Origin of the sequence: Bacteroides sp. DH3716P (assembly GCF_025914115.1) — a bacterium.
Taxonomy (GTDB): Bacteria; Bacteroidota; Bacteroidia; order Bacteroidales; family Bacteroidaceae; genus Bacteroides; species Bacteroides ovatus.
In genome coordinates this window covers 4,447,985-4,464,286 of record NZ_CP083673.1, presented here as the reverse complement: position 1 = coordinate 4,464,286, position 16,302 = coordinate 4,447,985, and the positions used below count along the sequence as shown (strand labels likewise).

The following is a 16,302-nucleotide window of genomic DNA, read 5'->3' as shown; positions in this document are numbered from 1 at the left end:
ATAAAACACATTTAAAACGAAAAGAATCATGAGACTGATTTACAATGACGCATTAAATAAACGGATTGCTCCGTACCTGGAAAGGTTAACGAAAAAGAGAACCAGTTTAGACAAAGAGACAATGGCACTGTTGGATGTATTTATGCAATACTTCAACATGGATACCCGGTATGGTGCATACAGCGATAAATTAGAGCCTTGCATCATCTATATTATCCAAGAAGAGAAGATTAAAAGCGTTGCCAATCTTTTCGATGGTAAATTGAACAAGCTACTCCGCTATCTATTGGGAGACGAGTACGCCCACCTGTTCCACACCTATCTGAAGCTCAAAGCACGGTGCCCGTACACTCACGGATACTCGCGCCGGTCACAACGGTCGGCAAATCCTCTTCTGCATATCGGCCACGTTATAGATGCACTGACCCAGTTTCTGAAACTGCGCGCCACCGGATTTACGGTTCAAGCCATACTGAACGGAGGAAACACTCCGGAAGAAATAGAAGCATACAAGGATTCGATGAACTGCCAAAACTGGATGGCCGCCCAAATAGCAGAAGGCAACCAGACTGTCATTGAATACCTCAACAATGTGCTGACCAGTGAGAATAACGCCAACCGCCTCAACCAGGGACATCTCCAGGCTATCGCAGTAAGTGGATACCGCCCCTTGCTGGAACTGGAAGGGAAGTTACTTCTGGCAGCCAAGTTACAGGAGGGTCTCCGCCAAGCTATCGTGGAAACGATGGACGAAGGTTGTCCCGAAAGTTATCTCCATCTTTTCTCGGTCATCTGCGACAACGGCCTGCAACGATTTGCTTCCGTGAAACGCGGTATTGCAGTCAGTACGGGTATCGGAGAACAAGACAGCAGCGAACGTATCACCAATAAATATGTAGAACTGATCCATCGTTTTCTGAACGACCGGAAACAAGCACACAGTGCTCTTCAAAGCAAAGATACAGTCGAACTCTATCTGGCTTTATGGAGCATCGGATTCTATAATACGGAAGAGATTCAGACGCTCGTACCGGAAATTATCAAGAAAGGTGCTAAATACCAGGTACAGACATTACTTTATTTCTTACGCCGTACGCAATACTCCGGCATGAACCACCGCATCAGTAAAAATGCCTTTGAAAGATGGTATAAGGAACCGTCGGTGGTGGCGGCTATCTTACCGTTGTATCTGTCCGGTCTCTATCTTAGCCGGTACGGAGGGCACAAAGACGCCCCGTCACTCCACGACTATTTTGATAGCAAAGAAGAGGCGGTCCGCCATTATGAATATCTGAAGCAAATCTATCAGTCCATCTCTGCCAAAGAGATTTATTCTCCTTATGTATTCCCTTGGGAAAGCACAGAACTCACCCGTTCGGAAATCGTTCTCAAAATGGCATATATCACCTGGATGACTAATAATTCTGCATTGAAAGACGATCTTTGCAGCTATCTGCCCTCTCTGGATACTTATATGCGGGCAGGCTATATCGGTGTTGTATTAGCTCCACCGACCAGTCTGCTACAGGAAGAATATGTACTGCAATCACTGGGAGACCGTTCGCAAGATGTGCGTGAAGAAGCATATAAAGCATTGTCCGAGATGACCTTATCGCCCGAACAAAACCAGAAAGTAGAAGAGTTACTGCGCTTCAAATACAGCGAAATGCGTATCCATGCTATCAATCTGCTGATGAAACAGCCCAAAGAACAGCTAGCCGACAGCATCCGCCGCTTGCTAACAGACAAGGTTGCCGAACGCCGCCTGGCAGGATTGGACATGATGAAGACCATACACAATGTAGAATTCCTGCAAGATATCTATCAGGAATTGATCCCGACAGTTAAAGAGATTCAGAAGCCGAACCCGAAAGAAAAAGTATTGATAGAATCTCTGATTGGCGATGGAACAGAAGAGAGCGTCACACAACATTATACCAAAGATAACGGTTTCGGTCTGTACGATCCGTCTCTTGAAGTCAGTCTGCCGGAAATTACCCAGGACAAAGGATTCAACGTTAAAAAAGCATTCGAATTCATCTGTTTTGGAAGGGCCAAACTCGTTTTCAAAAAACTAAGCAAATACATCGAAACCTACAAGAATGAAGAATTCAAAAATGGTTACGGAGAAGCACGTCTGGTAGGTAACAGTGTCCTGATAAACTGGAGCAACTACGGAGGATTGAGCGGACTCGGATTCCCGGAATTGTGGAAAGCCTTCTACGAAGAAGAAATAGGAAGCTACGACAAATTGCTGATGATGAGTTTCATGCTTGCATCGACAGGTACCGCTAAAGACGAAGACGACTCCGACGAGGAAGATGAAGAAGACATCAAGGCAGACCAGAAATCAAGTAATACTTTTGAGCCGCTTGTCAACCGGATGTATGCCGGCATCACTTACCGCGGATTGCAAAAAGACCTCCGCAAGATGCCGTACTATGAACAGATGAGTGACATCATCGAAGCACTGGCATACGAATACAAAGATGAAGCCGTCTATCAACGACTGGCCGTCAATATGCTGCTCCAACTATTGCCTTTGCTAAATACCAAAAACATCTTCCGCCAGTACACCAGTAAGCATGCATGGCTTCGGGACAAACTGGAATACGGAGAAAAACAGGTCGTTTATCCGATACATAACAACAAATTCGTGAACTTCTGGCTCGAAATGCCTCAAAAGCCCATGAATGATGATCTATTTATCCGTTACTTCACAGTGCGCTATCAGCTTTATAAGCTCACCAACTACATGGAGCACACCCCCGAACTAGAGGAAACAGACTCTTATCTTCATGCCACAGACTTCGCCCGTGCCTGGATGATGGGAATCATCCCGACAGAGGAAGTATACCGTGAAATGATGGGACGCATCAGCTCTCCCAGCCAGATCAAAGCAATCACTATGGTATTGAACGACAACGTTCGTTTCAACAAGGAAAAAGAAAGATACGCCGATATCAAAAACATCGACTTCTCCCTCTTCCGTTCCCTCGTCCAAAAGGTGGTAGACCGGATTCTTGAAATTGAATTAAAACGTGGAGACTCCGAGACACAAGTCACCTCCCTTGCAGAAGAACTAAGCTACGTCTATGGAGCTGAAACATTTATCCGTATTCTGCAAGCATTCGGCAAAGATACTTTCATACGTGACAGTTACAACTGGGGCAGCACCAAACGGGGTGTATTGAGCAGTCTGCTCCATGCTTGTCATCCCCTGCCTACGGACACCAGCGAGAATCTGAAGAAACTGGCGAAACAAGCCGAAATCAGCGACGAGCGACTGGTAGAAGCCGCCATGTTCGCCCCACAATGGATTGAACTGACTGAAAAGGCAATAGGCTGGAAAGGACTGACAAGTGCAGCCTATTATTTCCACGCCCACACCAATGAAACGTGTGACGACAAGAAGAAAGCGATTATCGCCCGCTACACCCCCATCGACGTAGATGACCTGCGGGAAGGTGCTTTTGACATCGACTGGTTCAAAGATGCATTTAAGACAATTGGCAAGCAACGCTTCGAAGTGGTCTACAATGCCGCCAAATATATTTCATGCAGCAACAGCCATACCCGTGCCCGTAAGTTTGCCGATGCTACCAACGGTGCAGTGAAGGCGGCAGATATAAAGAAAGAAATAATAGCCAAGCGCAACAAAGACTTATTGATGAGCTACGGCCTCATCCCATTGGGACGGAAGCCGGATAAAGAACTGCTGGATCGTTATCAATACCTGCAAAAGTTCCTGAAAGAGAGCAAGGAATTCGGTGCTCAAAGACAGGAAAGCGAAAAGAAAGCGGTAAACATCGCTCTGCAAAACCTGGCACGCAACTCCGGTTACGGAGACGTTACCCGCCTGACCTGGAGCATGGAAACCGAACTGATTAAAGAACTTCTTCCCTACCTGTCCCCCAAAGAGATAGACGGCGTAGAAGTGTATGTACAAATCAACGAGGAAGGTAAATCGGAGATTAAGCAAATCAAAGACGGCAAAGAGCTCAACAGCATGCCTGCCAAGCTGAAAAAGCATCCGTATATAGAAGAACTGAAAGCAGTACACAAAAAGCTGAAAGACCAGTACACCCGTTCGCGCATCATGCTGGAACAGGCGATGGAAGACTGCACTCATTTTGAAGAAAACGAATTGCGCAAGCTGATGCAGAATCCTGTTATCTGGCCATTACTGAAACATCTCGTCTTCATCTGCAACGGACAGACGGGCTTCTACACCGATGGATTGCTGATTACAGTAAATGCCGTTTGCCTCCCGTTAAAACCGAAAGACGAGTTACGCATCGCGCACCCCACAGACCTGTATACAAGCGGAGACTGGCATGCTTATCAAAAATTCCTGTTCGATAAATCAATCCGCCAACCTTTCAAACAGGTATTCCGCGAACTTTACGTTCCGACTCCGGAAGAAATAGAAGCCACTCAATCCCGCCGCTATGCCGGCAACCAGATCCAACCGCAGAAAACGGTTGCCGTACTGAAAGGCCGTCGCTGGGTAGCCGACTATGAAGACGGTCTCCAAAAGATCTATTACAAAGAGAACATCATCGCCACCATCTATGCGATGGCAGACTGGTTCTCTCCTGCCGACATCGAAGCTCCGACATTAGAATATGTCTGCTTCCACAACCGCAAAGACTACAAGTTAATGAAAATCTCGGAGATTCCTCCTGTCATCTTCTCCGAAGTAATGAGAGACGTAGACCTGGCAGTAAGCGTAGCCCATGCCGGAAGCGTTGACCCGGAAACCAGCCACTCTACCATCGAGATGCGCAGCGTACTGGTGGAACTGACGATGCCGTTGTTTCATTTCAAGAACGTGACAATAAAAGGAAGTTTTGCTCACATCGAAGGTAAACTGGGTAAGTACAATATTCATCTGGGCAGCGGTGTGATCCATCAGGAAGGTGGTGCACAGATAGCCGTTCTTCCGGTACATTCGCAAAATCGCGGACGCCTGTTCCTGCCTTTCGTAGATGAAGATCCGAAGACTGCCGAGATACTGACTAAGATTATCTTCTTTGCAGAAGACGATAAGATAAAAGATCCGAGCATTCTGAACCAAATCAAATAGTAAAGAGATGGCAGAAAATTTAATCATCCACACAGGAAGCAAGGAAGAAAAGTATCGGGAGTTACTTCCGCAACTGCATGCTTTGGTAAGTACGGAAGCAGATCTCATTGCCAATCTTGCCAACATGGCAGCAGCCTTAAAGCAGACTTTCGGTTTCTTCTGGGTAGGCTTTTACCTTGTGAAAGAGGAAGAACTCGTACTGGGTCCGTTTCAAGGCCCCATTGCCTGCACTCGCATCCGCTTTGGCAGAGGAGTTTGCGGAACCGCTTGGAAAGAAGCCCGTACACTGATTGTTCCTGATGTAGAGCAGTTTCCCGGACACATAGCCTGTAGTTCGGACTCGAAATCGGAAATAGTAGTACCGATCCTCAAGCAGGGGAAAGTTGCCGGGGTGCTGGATATCGACAGTGATACATTGGATAGCTTCGACACTATCGACGCACGCTATCTGGAAGAGATTTGCACGTATATTGTATTATAAAATAACGGCATAAACATCCTGAAAAAACAGAGGCTCTGATTGAATGAATCAGAGCCTCCGTTTACTATAAATAGAGCCTCTGTTCGAATCAAACAGAGGCTCTATTTTTTTACCAGTCCATATCTTCTATTTCCCGTTCCCGGTACAGCAAAAGTTGTTTGCGAAGCGAACGCATTTCGTGCCTCATATCTTCCATCCTTTCCAGCAAATGATGAATGGCATCGATACCTTCCATGTTGATGGATAAGTCATAGTACATTCTGCTATAACGTTCCACGTTCGGGAGTTCCGACAAAAGCAGATAATGTTCACCGCCTTCGGTATGCACGTTAATCAAACCGCCCTCTTCCAACATTTCGATGAATGAAGGCTCAATATGACATTTGTGACAGTATTCACTGACAATTATTAATTCGGTCTGCATAGTACTCATTCATTTTAGTTCATACTCTGTAATTGACGGAACAACTCTTTCTGTTTGTCGGTCAAGTTCGTAGGAATCTTGACAGAATAGGTCACAATCAAGTCACCGAATTGTCCTTCCTTCTTATAAACCGGGAATCCTTTACCTTTCAGACGGACTTTCGTACCGTTCTGCGTTTCCGGTTTTATCTTCAGTTTCACTTTACCGTCCAGCGTGTCGACTACTTTCTCGCCTCCCAATACGGCAGAGTAAAGATCTACCTCCACATCTATGTACAGATCGTCGCCCAGGCGTTTGAACACCGGGTCTTCGGCTATAACGAACGTAATGTACAAGTCGCCCGCAGGTCCTCCGTTGACACCTTCGGCTCCGTAGCCTTTCAGTTTAATAACCTGTCCGTCGGCTACACCGGCAGGGATAGTGATACGTACCTGTTTACCATTTACAGTCAATATCTGCTTATGCGTTTGAGCAGCATCACGAAGGGAAAGATGAAGTTCGGCATTAAAGTCCTGTCCGCGGAATCCCGCAGAACCTTGTCCTCTTCCTCCCCGATGTCCGAACATTGATTCGAAGAAATCGGAAAATCCACTAGCGTTGCCACCGGAAAATCCTTCTCCATCGGAACTATACCAATAGGTTCCGTTACCGTCGGAGAAACCCTGACCCGCACCGCCGAATCCGCCGAAACCTCCTGCACCGCCAAAGCCTCCGGCTTGTTGCTGTGCACGTTTCTGCGCTTCGAATTCATCGGCATGCTTCCAATGTTCTCCGTACTCATCATACTTTTTACGTTTCTCGGGGTCACTCAGTACTTCATTGGCTTCGTTGATTTCCTGAAATTTATCCTTTGCACTAGGGTCATTAGGATTCAAATCAGGGTGATATTTCCGGGCCAACTTACGAAAAGCCTTTTTGATATCATCCTGAGAAGCACTTTTGTCTACTCCAAGAATCTTGTAATAATCTATATAGGCCATGTTTTATGAATTTAATCGTTCATACATCATACGGCAAATAACACGCCAATCCCATTTTTGGATGCAAAAATTAACAAGGATTAATACCTAATACTTAATACTTGATATTCCTCTTTTCCAGCATCTGGAAGTCTTGCTTCTTCATGCCCAAATCATCCAACGGACGGGGATCATTGTGATCGTTCAGATAAACCCTCGGTTTCAGGACGTAGTACGAAGCCGTCACAGCCTGAGAATCATCCCGGTAAGGAGTTTCTATTCCGCCTAAAGACAGCATGGTCGGGAAGAAAGAGCTGCTGGAAGAAACATTCTTATCCTTATTTTCAATAGCGGTATTCCAACGTTCGGGATACGTTTCGCGGTAGTCATCGGACATCCAAATCAGGAATGGCACATGAAGCTGATAATAAGAAGGTACGGGAGAAGCGTGGAGGAACAGATGACGGGAATCGTCGAAAATGTCCTCTCCATGATCGGAAGTGTAGAGCATGGCGGCATCTACCTGCTGTTTTTCCAACATACGGATAAGTCGTGACAGAAAATCATCCGTGTAACGAATAGAGTTGTCATAGGCATTCACCAGGTTATCCCGGTATTTTCTCTCTGCTTCCATCGGATAATCGGGCGTAAAGAAAGCATCTTCCGACGGGTAACGTTCGCGATAGTTAAAGTGGGAACCGTAGGTGTGAAGTACGATGAATTGTTTCGTTGCACCTTTCGCCAGTTCCTCCTCCACCAATTTCAGAAGTTCGTCGTCAGAAGGATTATAGGTAGAACTGACCGAATCTTCTTTTATAAAATCATACGTATCGGCTTCCATTCCGAAGAAGTCGATAAATGAATGGTTGTAACGTTGGTTGGAGAAAAAAGCCGTCCGGAATCCTGCCTCTTTGAAAGCGGTGATGATTCCTTTTTGATGGTAGATAGAGTCGTAGTTGCAGGCAGTAGCACCCGACATCAGCATGGGGACACTTTTATGTGTCGTATTCGACTCTGTCAACACTTTTGGGAAAGCAATCAGACCCGTTTGCCGGGATAAGAGCGGGTTCGTTTCACGTTCGTAACCATACAATTGCCAGTTTAGGGCACGAGAGGTTTCTCCTATGACCATTACATATACTTCCCGTTTTCCCTCCGGATGAGTAGGCCGGGCATGGAAAGTAAAGTCTTTGGATGTACGGTGGTAATCCTGTGTCAGAGCTGTTCTTTGAAAGGCAAGACCTACGTTGTAGCATACGTTTAGCGGGTATAAATCAGATTTCAACTCATATCCCGAATCCTGCACATAGGCTCCGACAAGACTAAGGAGGGAGATTCCAAAGACCAGGAAGGCTCTCTTCCGTTCCCTGCGAATGAACTCTACCGTAAGTTTCCGTTTACGTATAATTGAAATCGTCCCTAATATCAGGGCAGGTACATAGAGTATGATTACAGCAATAATGGCAGGTGTGAGATTATCGAGCAGTTCCAATGCCTCACTCGAATTGGTGGTGACCAGATTCAGAAACATATCGACAGCGATAATGGACTGGCCGAATAAATAAAGCAACACGATCTGAAAGGCTCCGAAGAACAGGAACAGGAATAAAATCCACAGCATCTTGCCGCAATTCCTCGACAAAGTCATCAACAGGTAATAGCAACCGAAAGGTAACAACACATTGGCGACTTTTGCCATAAATGGTAAAGGTTCTGTAAAACAGAGTACCATATTAGGTACTATCAAGATAAACAGGAACAGATAAAACAGATGTTCCTGATTTTCCAACCAATTCTTTATATTTTTAAAAAGCTTCATTGATGTTAAAAATAAATCCGGTCTGGTGTTTGCCAAACCCTAAATCCAAACGTACATTTACTCTCTTCTTAAATTCCCAACGATACCCGAAGCCATAATTAGGCAGAATGTGTTTCGGGGTGAACTCGGAAAGTCGTGGAAAAATCGTTCCCGCTCCTACCCATACAGCTACTCCATTCCGTTTCCAGACGTGTTGCCGGAGTTCTATTTGCGCGTCCATTGCTCCCTTGTCCCGATAGCGTCCTTCGTAATATCCGCGCATGGAGTAAGAACTTCCCAATGTTGCCATCAATCCCCAAGGGGTATCGCCATAGGTAAGCAATGTGTGGAATTGCCCTGCCAGCACTCCACCTTTCCATACCGGCTGATAATAACTGGTAGTCAGTTCTGTACTGCTAAACGCATATTTATTGCCGAGAAAAGCCGGACTGAACCGCTGGTCTATCCGCAAATAATAGCCATGATATGCATTTGTCAGGAAATCACGTGAATCGTAAAGGAGGGAAAGTCCCAGGCTGGTATTAGTGGTTCGCGCGGCCATTCCTTCCCATAGTTCCGGTTTCTCAAAGTTCCGTCCGTCGATATAATCGAATACGGCCATCGGGCCGATGTAGAAGTTCTTTGCCAGCCGAAACATAAAATCGACTTTCACCTGTGCCTGAAAACGTTTATAATCGCTTTCGTTATCAGAGTTCGCTCCATTGTCATATCCCCGTCCCCAATACAGACTGGGAAAAGAATAGAAATAGAGATTGTAATTCAAGCGGTATTTATCTTTTGGAAACAGATGATTTCCGCGGACTCCCAACAGATAGAAGCCGACAGTCGACACATCTCCGTAAAGAGAGACATTGGAGGGAGGAAGAAGCGTATCAATCCGATCGGTTCGATATAGTCCGGCTGCCACCAGTCCGAGTCCGAACTTGGTGTCACTGGAATAATGTGGGCCGCCTATCACACTGAAATCAAACTTTTTATTCTTTTTTTCCTTATTGGCGTCATTGAAGTAATCAAGAAACTTTTTAAAGAAACTGCGCTTTGCCGGAATGGAATCTTCCATGGTTGCAGATATAGAATCCTCCGGCAGTTCAATTTTAGTAGAATGCAGCTGTGCGCCCAACGGGGTTTGTGTCAACAACAAAAGCGCGAATATGATTAGCCTGTTCTGTCTAGTATTCATAATCATAAGAAGTAGAAAACTTTGCGGACAAAGTTAGTTTCAAACTTCCTATAAAAACAGATATTCAGGCGCTTTTGTTGTTCCGGATTTCCTTTTTAACGTTTTAAAAGTCTTATAAACTCGTCTACATCTTCTTCTGTCGTATCAAAAGAAGTTACCAGACGGATTTCATTCCTCTCTTCGTTCCAGAAATAAAAGAAATAAGACTCCAGCATGCGGTCGATAACCGGGCGGGGCATGGTGAGGAATAACTGGTTACTTTCGGCTTTTTGAGTGAAAGTTACTTCGGGCAGTTTCTTCAATTCAGTGTAAAGTTTGGCAGCCATTGCATTGGCATGGTTGGCATTCTTCAGCCAGAGGTTATCTGTGAGGTATGCCGTAAACTGGCAAGAGAGGTAACGCATCTTCGAAGCGAGCTGGGCGGATTGCTTACGGATGAAGCGGGCTTCCGGTTGCAGGTCTTTATTAAATACAATCACGCACTCTCCCATCATCAGTCCGTTCTTCGTTCCGCCAAAACTAAGAATATCGACTCCGCAGTCTACTGTCAGTTCCTTTAAGGAAAGATTCAAAGCGGCACAGGCATTGGCTATTCTGGCTCCGTCCATGTGTACATACATACCATTCAGATGGGCAAAGTCAGTCAGACGTTTTAACTCTTCGGGAGTATAGATGGTGCCAAGTTCGGTACATTGGGAAATATAGAGAGCTCTGGGTTGCGAATGGTGCTGATCGCCGAAACCATGCAGATAGGGTTGCATCAATTCCGGGGTAAGCTTACCGTCGGGAGTAGCAATCGGACAAATCTGACAACCTGTCATTTTCACAGGAGAGCCGCATTCATCTACATAGATATGAGCCGTTTCCGCACAAAAGATGGAATGATACGGACGGGTCATCAGCTGCAATGCTACCACGTTGCTACCTGTTCCGTTAAATACAAACAAGGGGACACAGTTGGGCGTAAAGGTTTCCTTTATCTTCGCTACGGCTTCTTCTGTCCATTTATCATCGCCATATCCTAAAGAATGGTCTATATTAGCCCGGTTCAATGCTTCCATTACCAACGGATGCACACCGGAATTATTGTCGGAGGCAAAACTTCTCATTGTTTCTTACATTTTAATTCGTGATGCAAAGTAACAGAATTATTTCCGGAAATCCATTGAAAGGAAGAAACATAAAGCAGAAAAAGGATAAAAAAACAAGAATCTCCGAAGTGCTGACTATGCTGTCATTCCTCTGGAGATTCTTCTGTTCTCGTTAAAGCGTCAAACTCTTTCAGCCAATATAAACATTCACACAGAGATATACATAAAGCTCTTCATCGCACTGATCGAACTCTATTTTGCTCTCTCTTGACAACCACCCCAAAGCGGCACCCAGCTCTTTATCTTTCAGCCCGGATTTTCTCTTCAAAAGTCCATAGCTCCACTTCTCATTATTACTAAGCAGTTGCCAAACCTTACCGGCATTCACACCGATTTCATTTCTGTTCATTTTTCTAGAGTAATTAAGAGGTTTAATACATTAGGTTAAGATTTCGCCTATAAAGATAACAAAAGGATATTGCAATTGTTTATACATCTTTACTAAAAAGTTGTTACAGAATTAATTTTAACATAAAAGTGGTGATGTGTCCCGACACAAAGGCGTTATTAGCATATGTTAAATCAGAACTTTTCTTTGCAGCCATCTGTTATTACATAAAAATCAATCCTAAACCAATTACAGCTATGGCAAAAAAAATAGCAGAACAGTTGATAGATACTCTGGTAAAATCCGGAGTTGAACGCATCTACGCCGTAACAGGCGACAGTCTGAATGAAGTAAACGAAGCAGTCAGAAAAAACGATCAAATAAAATGGATACATGTGCGCCACGAAGAAACAGGGGCGTATGCCGCTGCGGCAGAAGCACAACTGACCGGTCGCCCGGGATGCTGCGCGGGAAGTAGCGGGCCGGGACATGTTCATCTGATTAACGGCTTGTATGACGCACACCGGTCCGGCGCACCGGTAATCGCCATCGCCTCTACAATTCCCACCGGAGAGTTCGGTACGGAATATTTTCAGGAGACGAATACCATCAAACTTTTTAACGATTGCAGTTATTATAATGAAGTAGCCACTACTCCCACACAATTTCCACGTATGCTCCAGTCGGCCATACAAACGGCTGTCACCCGCAAAGGGGTGTCCGTTATCGGGCTTCCGGGTGACTTGGCAAAGGCTTCTGCCGTTGCTGTCGACTCGTCGGTTATCAACTATCCTGCCCCACCGGAAGTTTGTCCGTCGGAAGAAGATCTGGCTCAATTAGCTGACATGTTAAACAAACATACACGTATCACTCTTTTCTGCGGCATCGGTTGCCGGGGAGCTCACGAGGAAGTGATCGCGCTTTCCGAGAAGCTGAATGCTCCGGTGGTATATACTTTCAAAGGAAAGATGGAGGTGCAATATGAGAATCCGTATGAAGTGGGTATGACGGGATTGTTGGGAATGCCTTCGGGATATTACAGTATGCACGAAGCTGAAGTGCTTCTCATGCTCGGCACTGACTTTCCATATTCTGCTTTCCTGCCGGATGATATCAAGATAGCCCAGATTGACATAAAGCCCGAACGTCTGGGACGTCGCGCAAAGGTGGATATCGGACTTTGTGGAGACGTCAAACTTAGCATCCAGTCTTTATTGCGTATGCTGAATCCGAAAACGGATGATTCTTTCTTACTGAAACAACTCAAAAGATACGAGGGAGTAAAGAAGGACTTGGCCGCTTACACAGAAGATAAAGGGGGCGTAAATAAGATTCATCCCGAATATGTGATGTCTGAAATAGACAAACTAAGTTCGGACGATGCTGTGTTTACGGTAGATACGGGAATGACTTGTGTATGGGGAGCACGTTATCTGCAAGCAACGGGCAAACGCCACATGCTGGGTTCTTTCAATCATGGTTCGATGGCAAATGCATTGCCGCAAGCTATCGGTGCCGCGTTGGCTTATCCGGATCGTCAGGTGGTTGCGCTTTGCGGAGATGGCGGATTATCGATGACTTTAGGAGACTTGGAAACCGTTGTACAATATAAGTTGCCGATTAAAATCATCGTATTCAACAACCGTTCATTGGGAATGGTGAAGTTGGAAATGGAAGTAGACGGATTGCCGGACTGGCAAACGAATATGTTGAATCCTGACTTCGCCCAAGTGGCCGAAGCAATGGGAATGACCGGGTTTAATGTCAGCGATCCGGAAGAAGTGTTGACTACTTTATTGAATGCATTCGAGTTGGATGGTCCGGTACTTGTTAATATCATGACCGATCCGAACGCACTAGCCATGCCTCCTAAAATTGAATTCGGGCAAATGGTGGGCTTTGCGCAGTCAATGTATAAGTTGTTAATCAACGGCCGTTCACAAGAAGTGATTGATACGATCAATTCTAACTTTAAACATATACGGGAGGTATTTTAAGTTATTCTATTTTTAATATTTTCATTACCTCTCTCAAAGTATGACTTGCTATTATTGTCTATTGCAATAAGGTAAGTCATACCTTTTTATAGTCTATCTTGAGGTGATAATCATTTTATTTTCTTATGTTTGTAATCATCAAAAAGTAAAAACACATGGAAAAGACCGACTCTTCGCCTTTATCCCGACAAGCACTGTACGCTGATAAAAAACAATGGAATCAATTTCTTTCTGTTTTTTTATTGGCAGTGGGCGTTGGTTTTACAGTGGCAGGCATTATCTTCTTTTTTGCCTACAACTGGGATGAATTACCTAAATTTGCAAAGTTAGGAATAGTAGAGGTGTTATTAGTAGCTTCTGTCCTGCTCGCTACATTCACCCGTTGGAATAAGCTCGTCAAACAGATTCTCCTGACCGGAGCTACGTTCTTGATAGGTACGCTTTTCGCCGTCTTCGGACAAATCTACCAAACGGGAGCCGATGCTTACGATCTTTTCCTGGGATGGACTCTTTTCACCATTCTCTGGGCGGTTGCTATCCGTTTCGCTCCGTTGTGGCTGACGTTCATCGGATTACTTTGTACTACGATATGGTTGTACAATATACAGATAGCCAGTGCCAACTCTTGGGAAATGACTTTGTTGGCCAATGCAGTAACCTGGATATGTGCCTTGGCAACGATCCTCACGGAAGGAATGAGCGCAAAAGGTCATTTGAACAGAAACAATCGTTGGTTTGTCAGTCTTCTTTCACTGGCTACTATTATACACACCAGTTTTCTGTTAATGATGGCAATCTGCGAAGAGAACGCCATATTGTCTGTTCCCCTCATAAGCACCGTCCTTCTATTCTCTGCAGGACTTTGGTATGGATGGAAAGTAAAAAGCCTGTTCTATCTGGCTATCATTCCGTTTGCCGCATTAATGATTCTATTGACTACATTCATATCACAAAGCAATCTTAGGGATGTTCAGATATTCTTCTACGGAGGAGTTATTGTCATCACCGGAACAACTTTGCTCATTTACATCATTCTTCATCTAAAAAAGCAATGGTATGGCACAGAAGCATAACCTCACTATTCAAGTCGTATCCATTATCGGAGGAATCCTGACGGCTATTTTCTTTTTGGGATTTCTGGCACTTGCCAGAATCCTCCGCTCCGATATTTCTTGCTTGATTGCCGGAAGTATATTAATTCTCACTACGCTAACAATCAGCCGCATGGTAGTCCGGTCTTTTCTGGATGCAATGAACATCACTTTATACATAGCCGGATGTGTATTGATTGGCTTCGGTATAAATGCCAGCATTAATCTCCTCTTCATTACACTTATGGGAATCAGTATTCTCACATTCTTATTATCAAGAGGATTTATTCTCCCCTTTCTTTCAATCATTCTGTTTAATATATCTTTCTTCGGAGAAGCTGCCCATGTCTTTTCTTCGTTTTATCCCTTGCAAATAGCCGTAGTCCCTATCCTTGGAGTATTTCTATTTACCAACATCTTTGAAAACAAGTTGTTTGAGTGTATAGGAACAGAGAATTACCTTTCCAAATACAAACCATTTCATTTCGGATTATTCGTATCCGGTATCGTCTCACTGGGAGGATTATCAATCAATTACCTGATATCAGAAACAAATAGTTGGCTTGTGTCCTGCATACTGTCTGTTTGTATATGGTTCGGAATTCTTATCATGGTTCAACGAATCATGCAGGTCATGAAAGTGGATCATCCGGTGAATCAGGTTGGTATCTACATTCTTTGTATTGTTATCTGTCTGCCCACCGTGTTTGCTCCTTATTTATCCGGTAGTTTGTTACTGATTTTAATATGTTTCTATTATGGTTACAAAGCGGAGTGTGCTGCCTCGCTCCTTCTCTTTATCTATGCTGTTTCCAAATACTATTATGATTTGAATTTGAGCTTGCTCACCAAATCTATAACGCTTTTCTTCATCGGAATTGCATGTATTACAGCCTGGTATTTCTTCACTCAAAAAAGAACAAGACATGAAAAAGTATAACCGAATATTGATTATCGCAAACCTGATACTGCTATTGGGGTATTTCAACTGGTCGGTTTATCAGAAAGAGCAAACCTTGAAAGACGGACAGTTGGTTTTGTTACAGCTAGCCCCCGTCGATCCCCGCTCTCTTATGCAAGGAGACTATATGAGACTTAACTACAAGGAAGCCTCATCAAATCTGCCAGATGAGCAAACCGACACACGCGGTTATGCCATACTCCGAACGGACAGTAATCAGGTAGGAGAAATTGTACGATTACAAAACACGTTGGAACCTGTAAACGACAATGAGCTAGTCATCAGATATAAAATAATAAATAGACGCCTCTTCCTCGGCGCCGAATCTTTCTTCTTTGAAGAAGGACAGGATACTCTTTATCAAAAAGCCGTATATGGCGGACTGAAAGTAGATGATAAAGGGCAAAGCTTACTCGTGGGATTGTATGATGAGGACTTTCATCTTATTCAATCCGATAAATAAAGACTAATAAGAAAACCCGGACTTTCGCAAGCCCGGGTTTTCTATATTCTCAAAACGTCTCCTTAATCTATAGGGAAATAAGGGACTAGCAAATTGGTTTCTAGTGCAAATAAGGAGACATTATGAAATAAAGAAAAGGGATACCTGTGGGAAATAAGGGAGGTATCCCTTTCTATAAGAAGAACAGAATTGGAAGGATTGACTTTCACAAGCCAAATCCTTCACTCTGTTTCTTCTCGGCGTATTCTTCACACAAGGTGAAGAAGGGTTTGATTTTTATTATTTGGAGTAGCTTCAACTGTAATACAATCCTTTGCTTGTATGAAGTATTAGGAAGTTTGAAGCGACTCTCCAATTTG

At 44.3% G+C, this 16,302-nt stretch carries 12 protein-coding genes; 6 read left to right on the top strand and 6 right to left on the bottom strand.

The genetic code is table 11. The features are described 5' to 3' along the window. Positions 1-28 precede the first annotated feature (28 nt). Positions 29-5,089: a DUF4132 domain-containing protein gene (locus tag KQP79_RS16685; RefSeq protein ID WP_138343122.1), complete on the top strand. Its 5,061-nt coding sequence runs from the start codon at positions 29-31 to the stop codon at positions 5,087-5,089. Positions 5,090-5,096: 7 nt separating this feature from the next. Then, a complete protein-coding gene (locus tag KQP79_RS16680) occupies positions 5,097-5,570 on the top strand; it encodes a GAF domain-containing protein (protein WP_004307141.1) in 474 nt (157 codons plus the stop codon). 109 nt (positions 5,571-5,679) lie between these two features. Here KQP79_RS16680 and KQP79_RS16675 read toward each other — a convergent pair whose 3' ends face one another. From KQP79_RS16675 to KQP79_RS16650, 6 genes are all read right to left on the bottom strand, one after another. Further along, positions 5,680-5,994 carry a chaperone modulator CbpM gene (locus KQP79_RS16675; protein WP_004307142.1) on the bottom strand — a complete coding sequence of 105 codons (315 nt, stop codon included), beginning with the start codon at positions 5,992-5,994 and terminating at the stop codon, positions 5,680-5,682. A 14-nt stretch (positions 5,995-6,008) separates the two neighbouring features. Next, positions 6,009-6,974, bottom strand: coding sequence for a DnaJ C-terminal domain-containing protein (locus KQP79_RS16670; RefSeq protein ID WP_004301036.1), 966 nt, complete (start codon positions 6,972-6,974; stop codon positions 6,009-6,011). A gap of 94 nt (positions 6,975-7,068) precedes the next feature. After that, positions 7,069-8,772, bottom strand: coding sequence for a phosphoethanolamine transferase (locus KQP79_RS16665; protein WP_008644785.1), 1,704 nt, complete (start codon positions 8,770-8,772; stop codon positions 7,069-7,071). Next, positions 8,759-9,958, bottom strand: a complete 1,200-nt coding sequence (locus KQP79_RS16660; protein ID WP_004301038.1) for a BamA/TamA family outer membrane protein — start codon at positions 9,956-9,958, stop codon at positions 8,759-8,761. Before KQP79_RS16660 ends, KQP79_RS16665 begins: the two co-directional genes overlap by 14 nt. A gap of 89 nt (positions 9,959-10,047) precedes the next feature. Then, positions 10,048-11,061, bottom strand: coding sequence for a threonine aldolase family protein (locus KQP79_RS16655; RefSeq protein WP_117683556.1), 1,014 nt, complete (start codon positions 11,059-11,061; stop codon positions 10,048-10,050). Between the two features lie 172 nt (positions 11,062-11,233). Further along, positions 11,234-11,452 carry a winged helix-turn-helix domain-containing protein gene (locus tag KQP79_RS16650; protein ID WP_004301053.1) on the bottom strand — a complete coding sequence of 73 codons (219 nt, stop codon included), beginning with the start codon at positions 11,450-11,452 and terminating at the stop codon, positions 11,234-11,236. A 236-nt stretch (positions 11,453-11,688) separates the two neighbouring features. On the opposite strand from KQP79_RS16650, the gene KQP79_RS16645 reads away from it, so the two are divergent. From KQP79_RS16645 to KQP79_RS16630, 4 genes are all read left to right on the top strand, one after another. Next, the gene (locus KQP79_RS16645) at positions 11,689-13,428 is read left to right on the top strand and encodes a thiamine pyrophosphate-dependent enzyme (protein ID WP_138343121.1); all 1,740 of its coding nucleotides are present in this window, start codon (positions 11,689-11,691) and stop codon (positions 13,426-13,428) included. Positions 13,429-13,583: 155 nt separating this feature from the next. Then, positions 13,584-14,501 (top strand): DUF2157 domain-containing protein, encoded by a 918-nt coding sequence (locus tag KQP79_RS16640; protein ID WP_138343120.1) that lies wholly within the window; start codon positions 13,584-13,586, stop codon positions 14,499-14,501. Further along, complete coding sequence (locus KQP79_RS16635) at positions 14,485-15,459, top strand: DUF4401 domain-containing protein (protein ID WP_118196398.1); 975 nt, start codon at positions 14,485-14,487, stop codon at positions 15,457-15,459. The genes KQP79_RS16640 and KQP79_RS16635 overlap by 17 nt, the downstream gene beginning before the upstream one ends. Continuing rightward, entirely contained in the window at positions 15,446-15,943 is a 498-nt protein-coding gene (locus KQP79_RS16630) for a GDYXXLXY domain-containing protein (RefSeq protein ID WP_138343119.1), read from the top strand. Before KQP79_RS16635 ends, KQP79_RS16630 begins: the two co-directional genes overlap by 14 nt. Positions 15,944-16,302 lie beyond the last annotated feature (359 nt).

Coding starts and splice junctions, on each gene's coding strand:
- KQP79_RS16685 (WP_138343122.1), top strand. CDS start 29: ATGAGACTGATTTACAATGACGCATTAAATAAACGGATTGCTCCGTAC.
- KQP79_RS16680 (WP_004307141.1), top strand. CDS start 5,097: ATGGCAGAAAATTTAATCATCCACACAGGAAGCAAGGAAGAAAAGTAT.
- KQP79_RS16675 (WP_004307142.1), bottom strand. CDS start 5,994: ATGCAGACCGAATTAATAATTGTCAGTGAATACTGTCACAAATGTCAT.
- KQP79_RS16670 (WP_004301036.1), bottom strand. CDS start 6,974: ATGGCCTATATAGATTATTACAAGATTCTTGGAGTAGACAAAAGTGCT.
- KQP79_RS16665 (WP_008644785.1), bottom strand. CDS start 8,772: ATGAAGCTTTTTAAAAATATAAAGAATTGGTTGGAAAATCAGGAACAT.
- KQP79_RS16660 (WP_004301038.1), bottom strand. CDS start 9,958: ATGATTATGAATACTAGACAGAACAGGCTAATCATATTCGCGCTTTTG.
- KQP79_RS16655 (WP_117683556.1), bottom strand. CDS start 11,061: ATGAGAAGTTTTGCCTCCGACAATAATTCCGGTGTGCATCCGTTGGTA.
- KQP79_RS16650 (WP_004301053.1), bottom strand. CDS start 11,452: ATGAACAGAAATGAAATCGGTGTGAATGCCGGTAAGGTTTGGCAACTG.
- KQP79_RS16645 (WP_138343121.1), top strand. CDS start 11,689: ATGGCAAAAAAAATAGCAGAACAGTTGATAGATACTCTGGTAAAATCC.
- KQP79_RS16640 (WP_138343120.1), top strand. CDS start 13,584: ATGGAAAAGACCGACTCTTCGCCTTTATCCCGACAAGCACTGTACGCT.
- KQP79_RS16635 (WP_118196398.1), top strand. CDS start 14,485: ATGGCACAGAAGCATAACCTCACTATTCAAGTCGTATCCATTATCGGA.
- KQP79_RS16630 (WP_138343119.1), top strand. CDS start 15,446: ATGAAAAAGTATAACCGAATATTGATTATCGCAAACCTGATACTGCTA.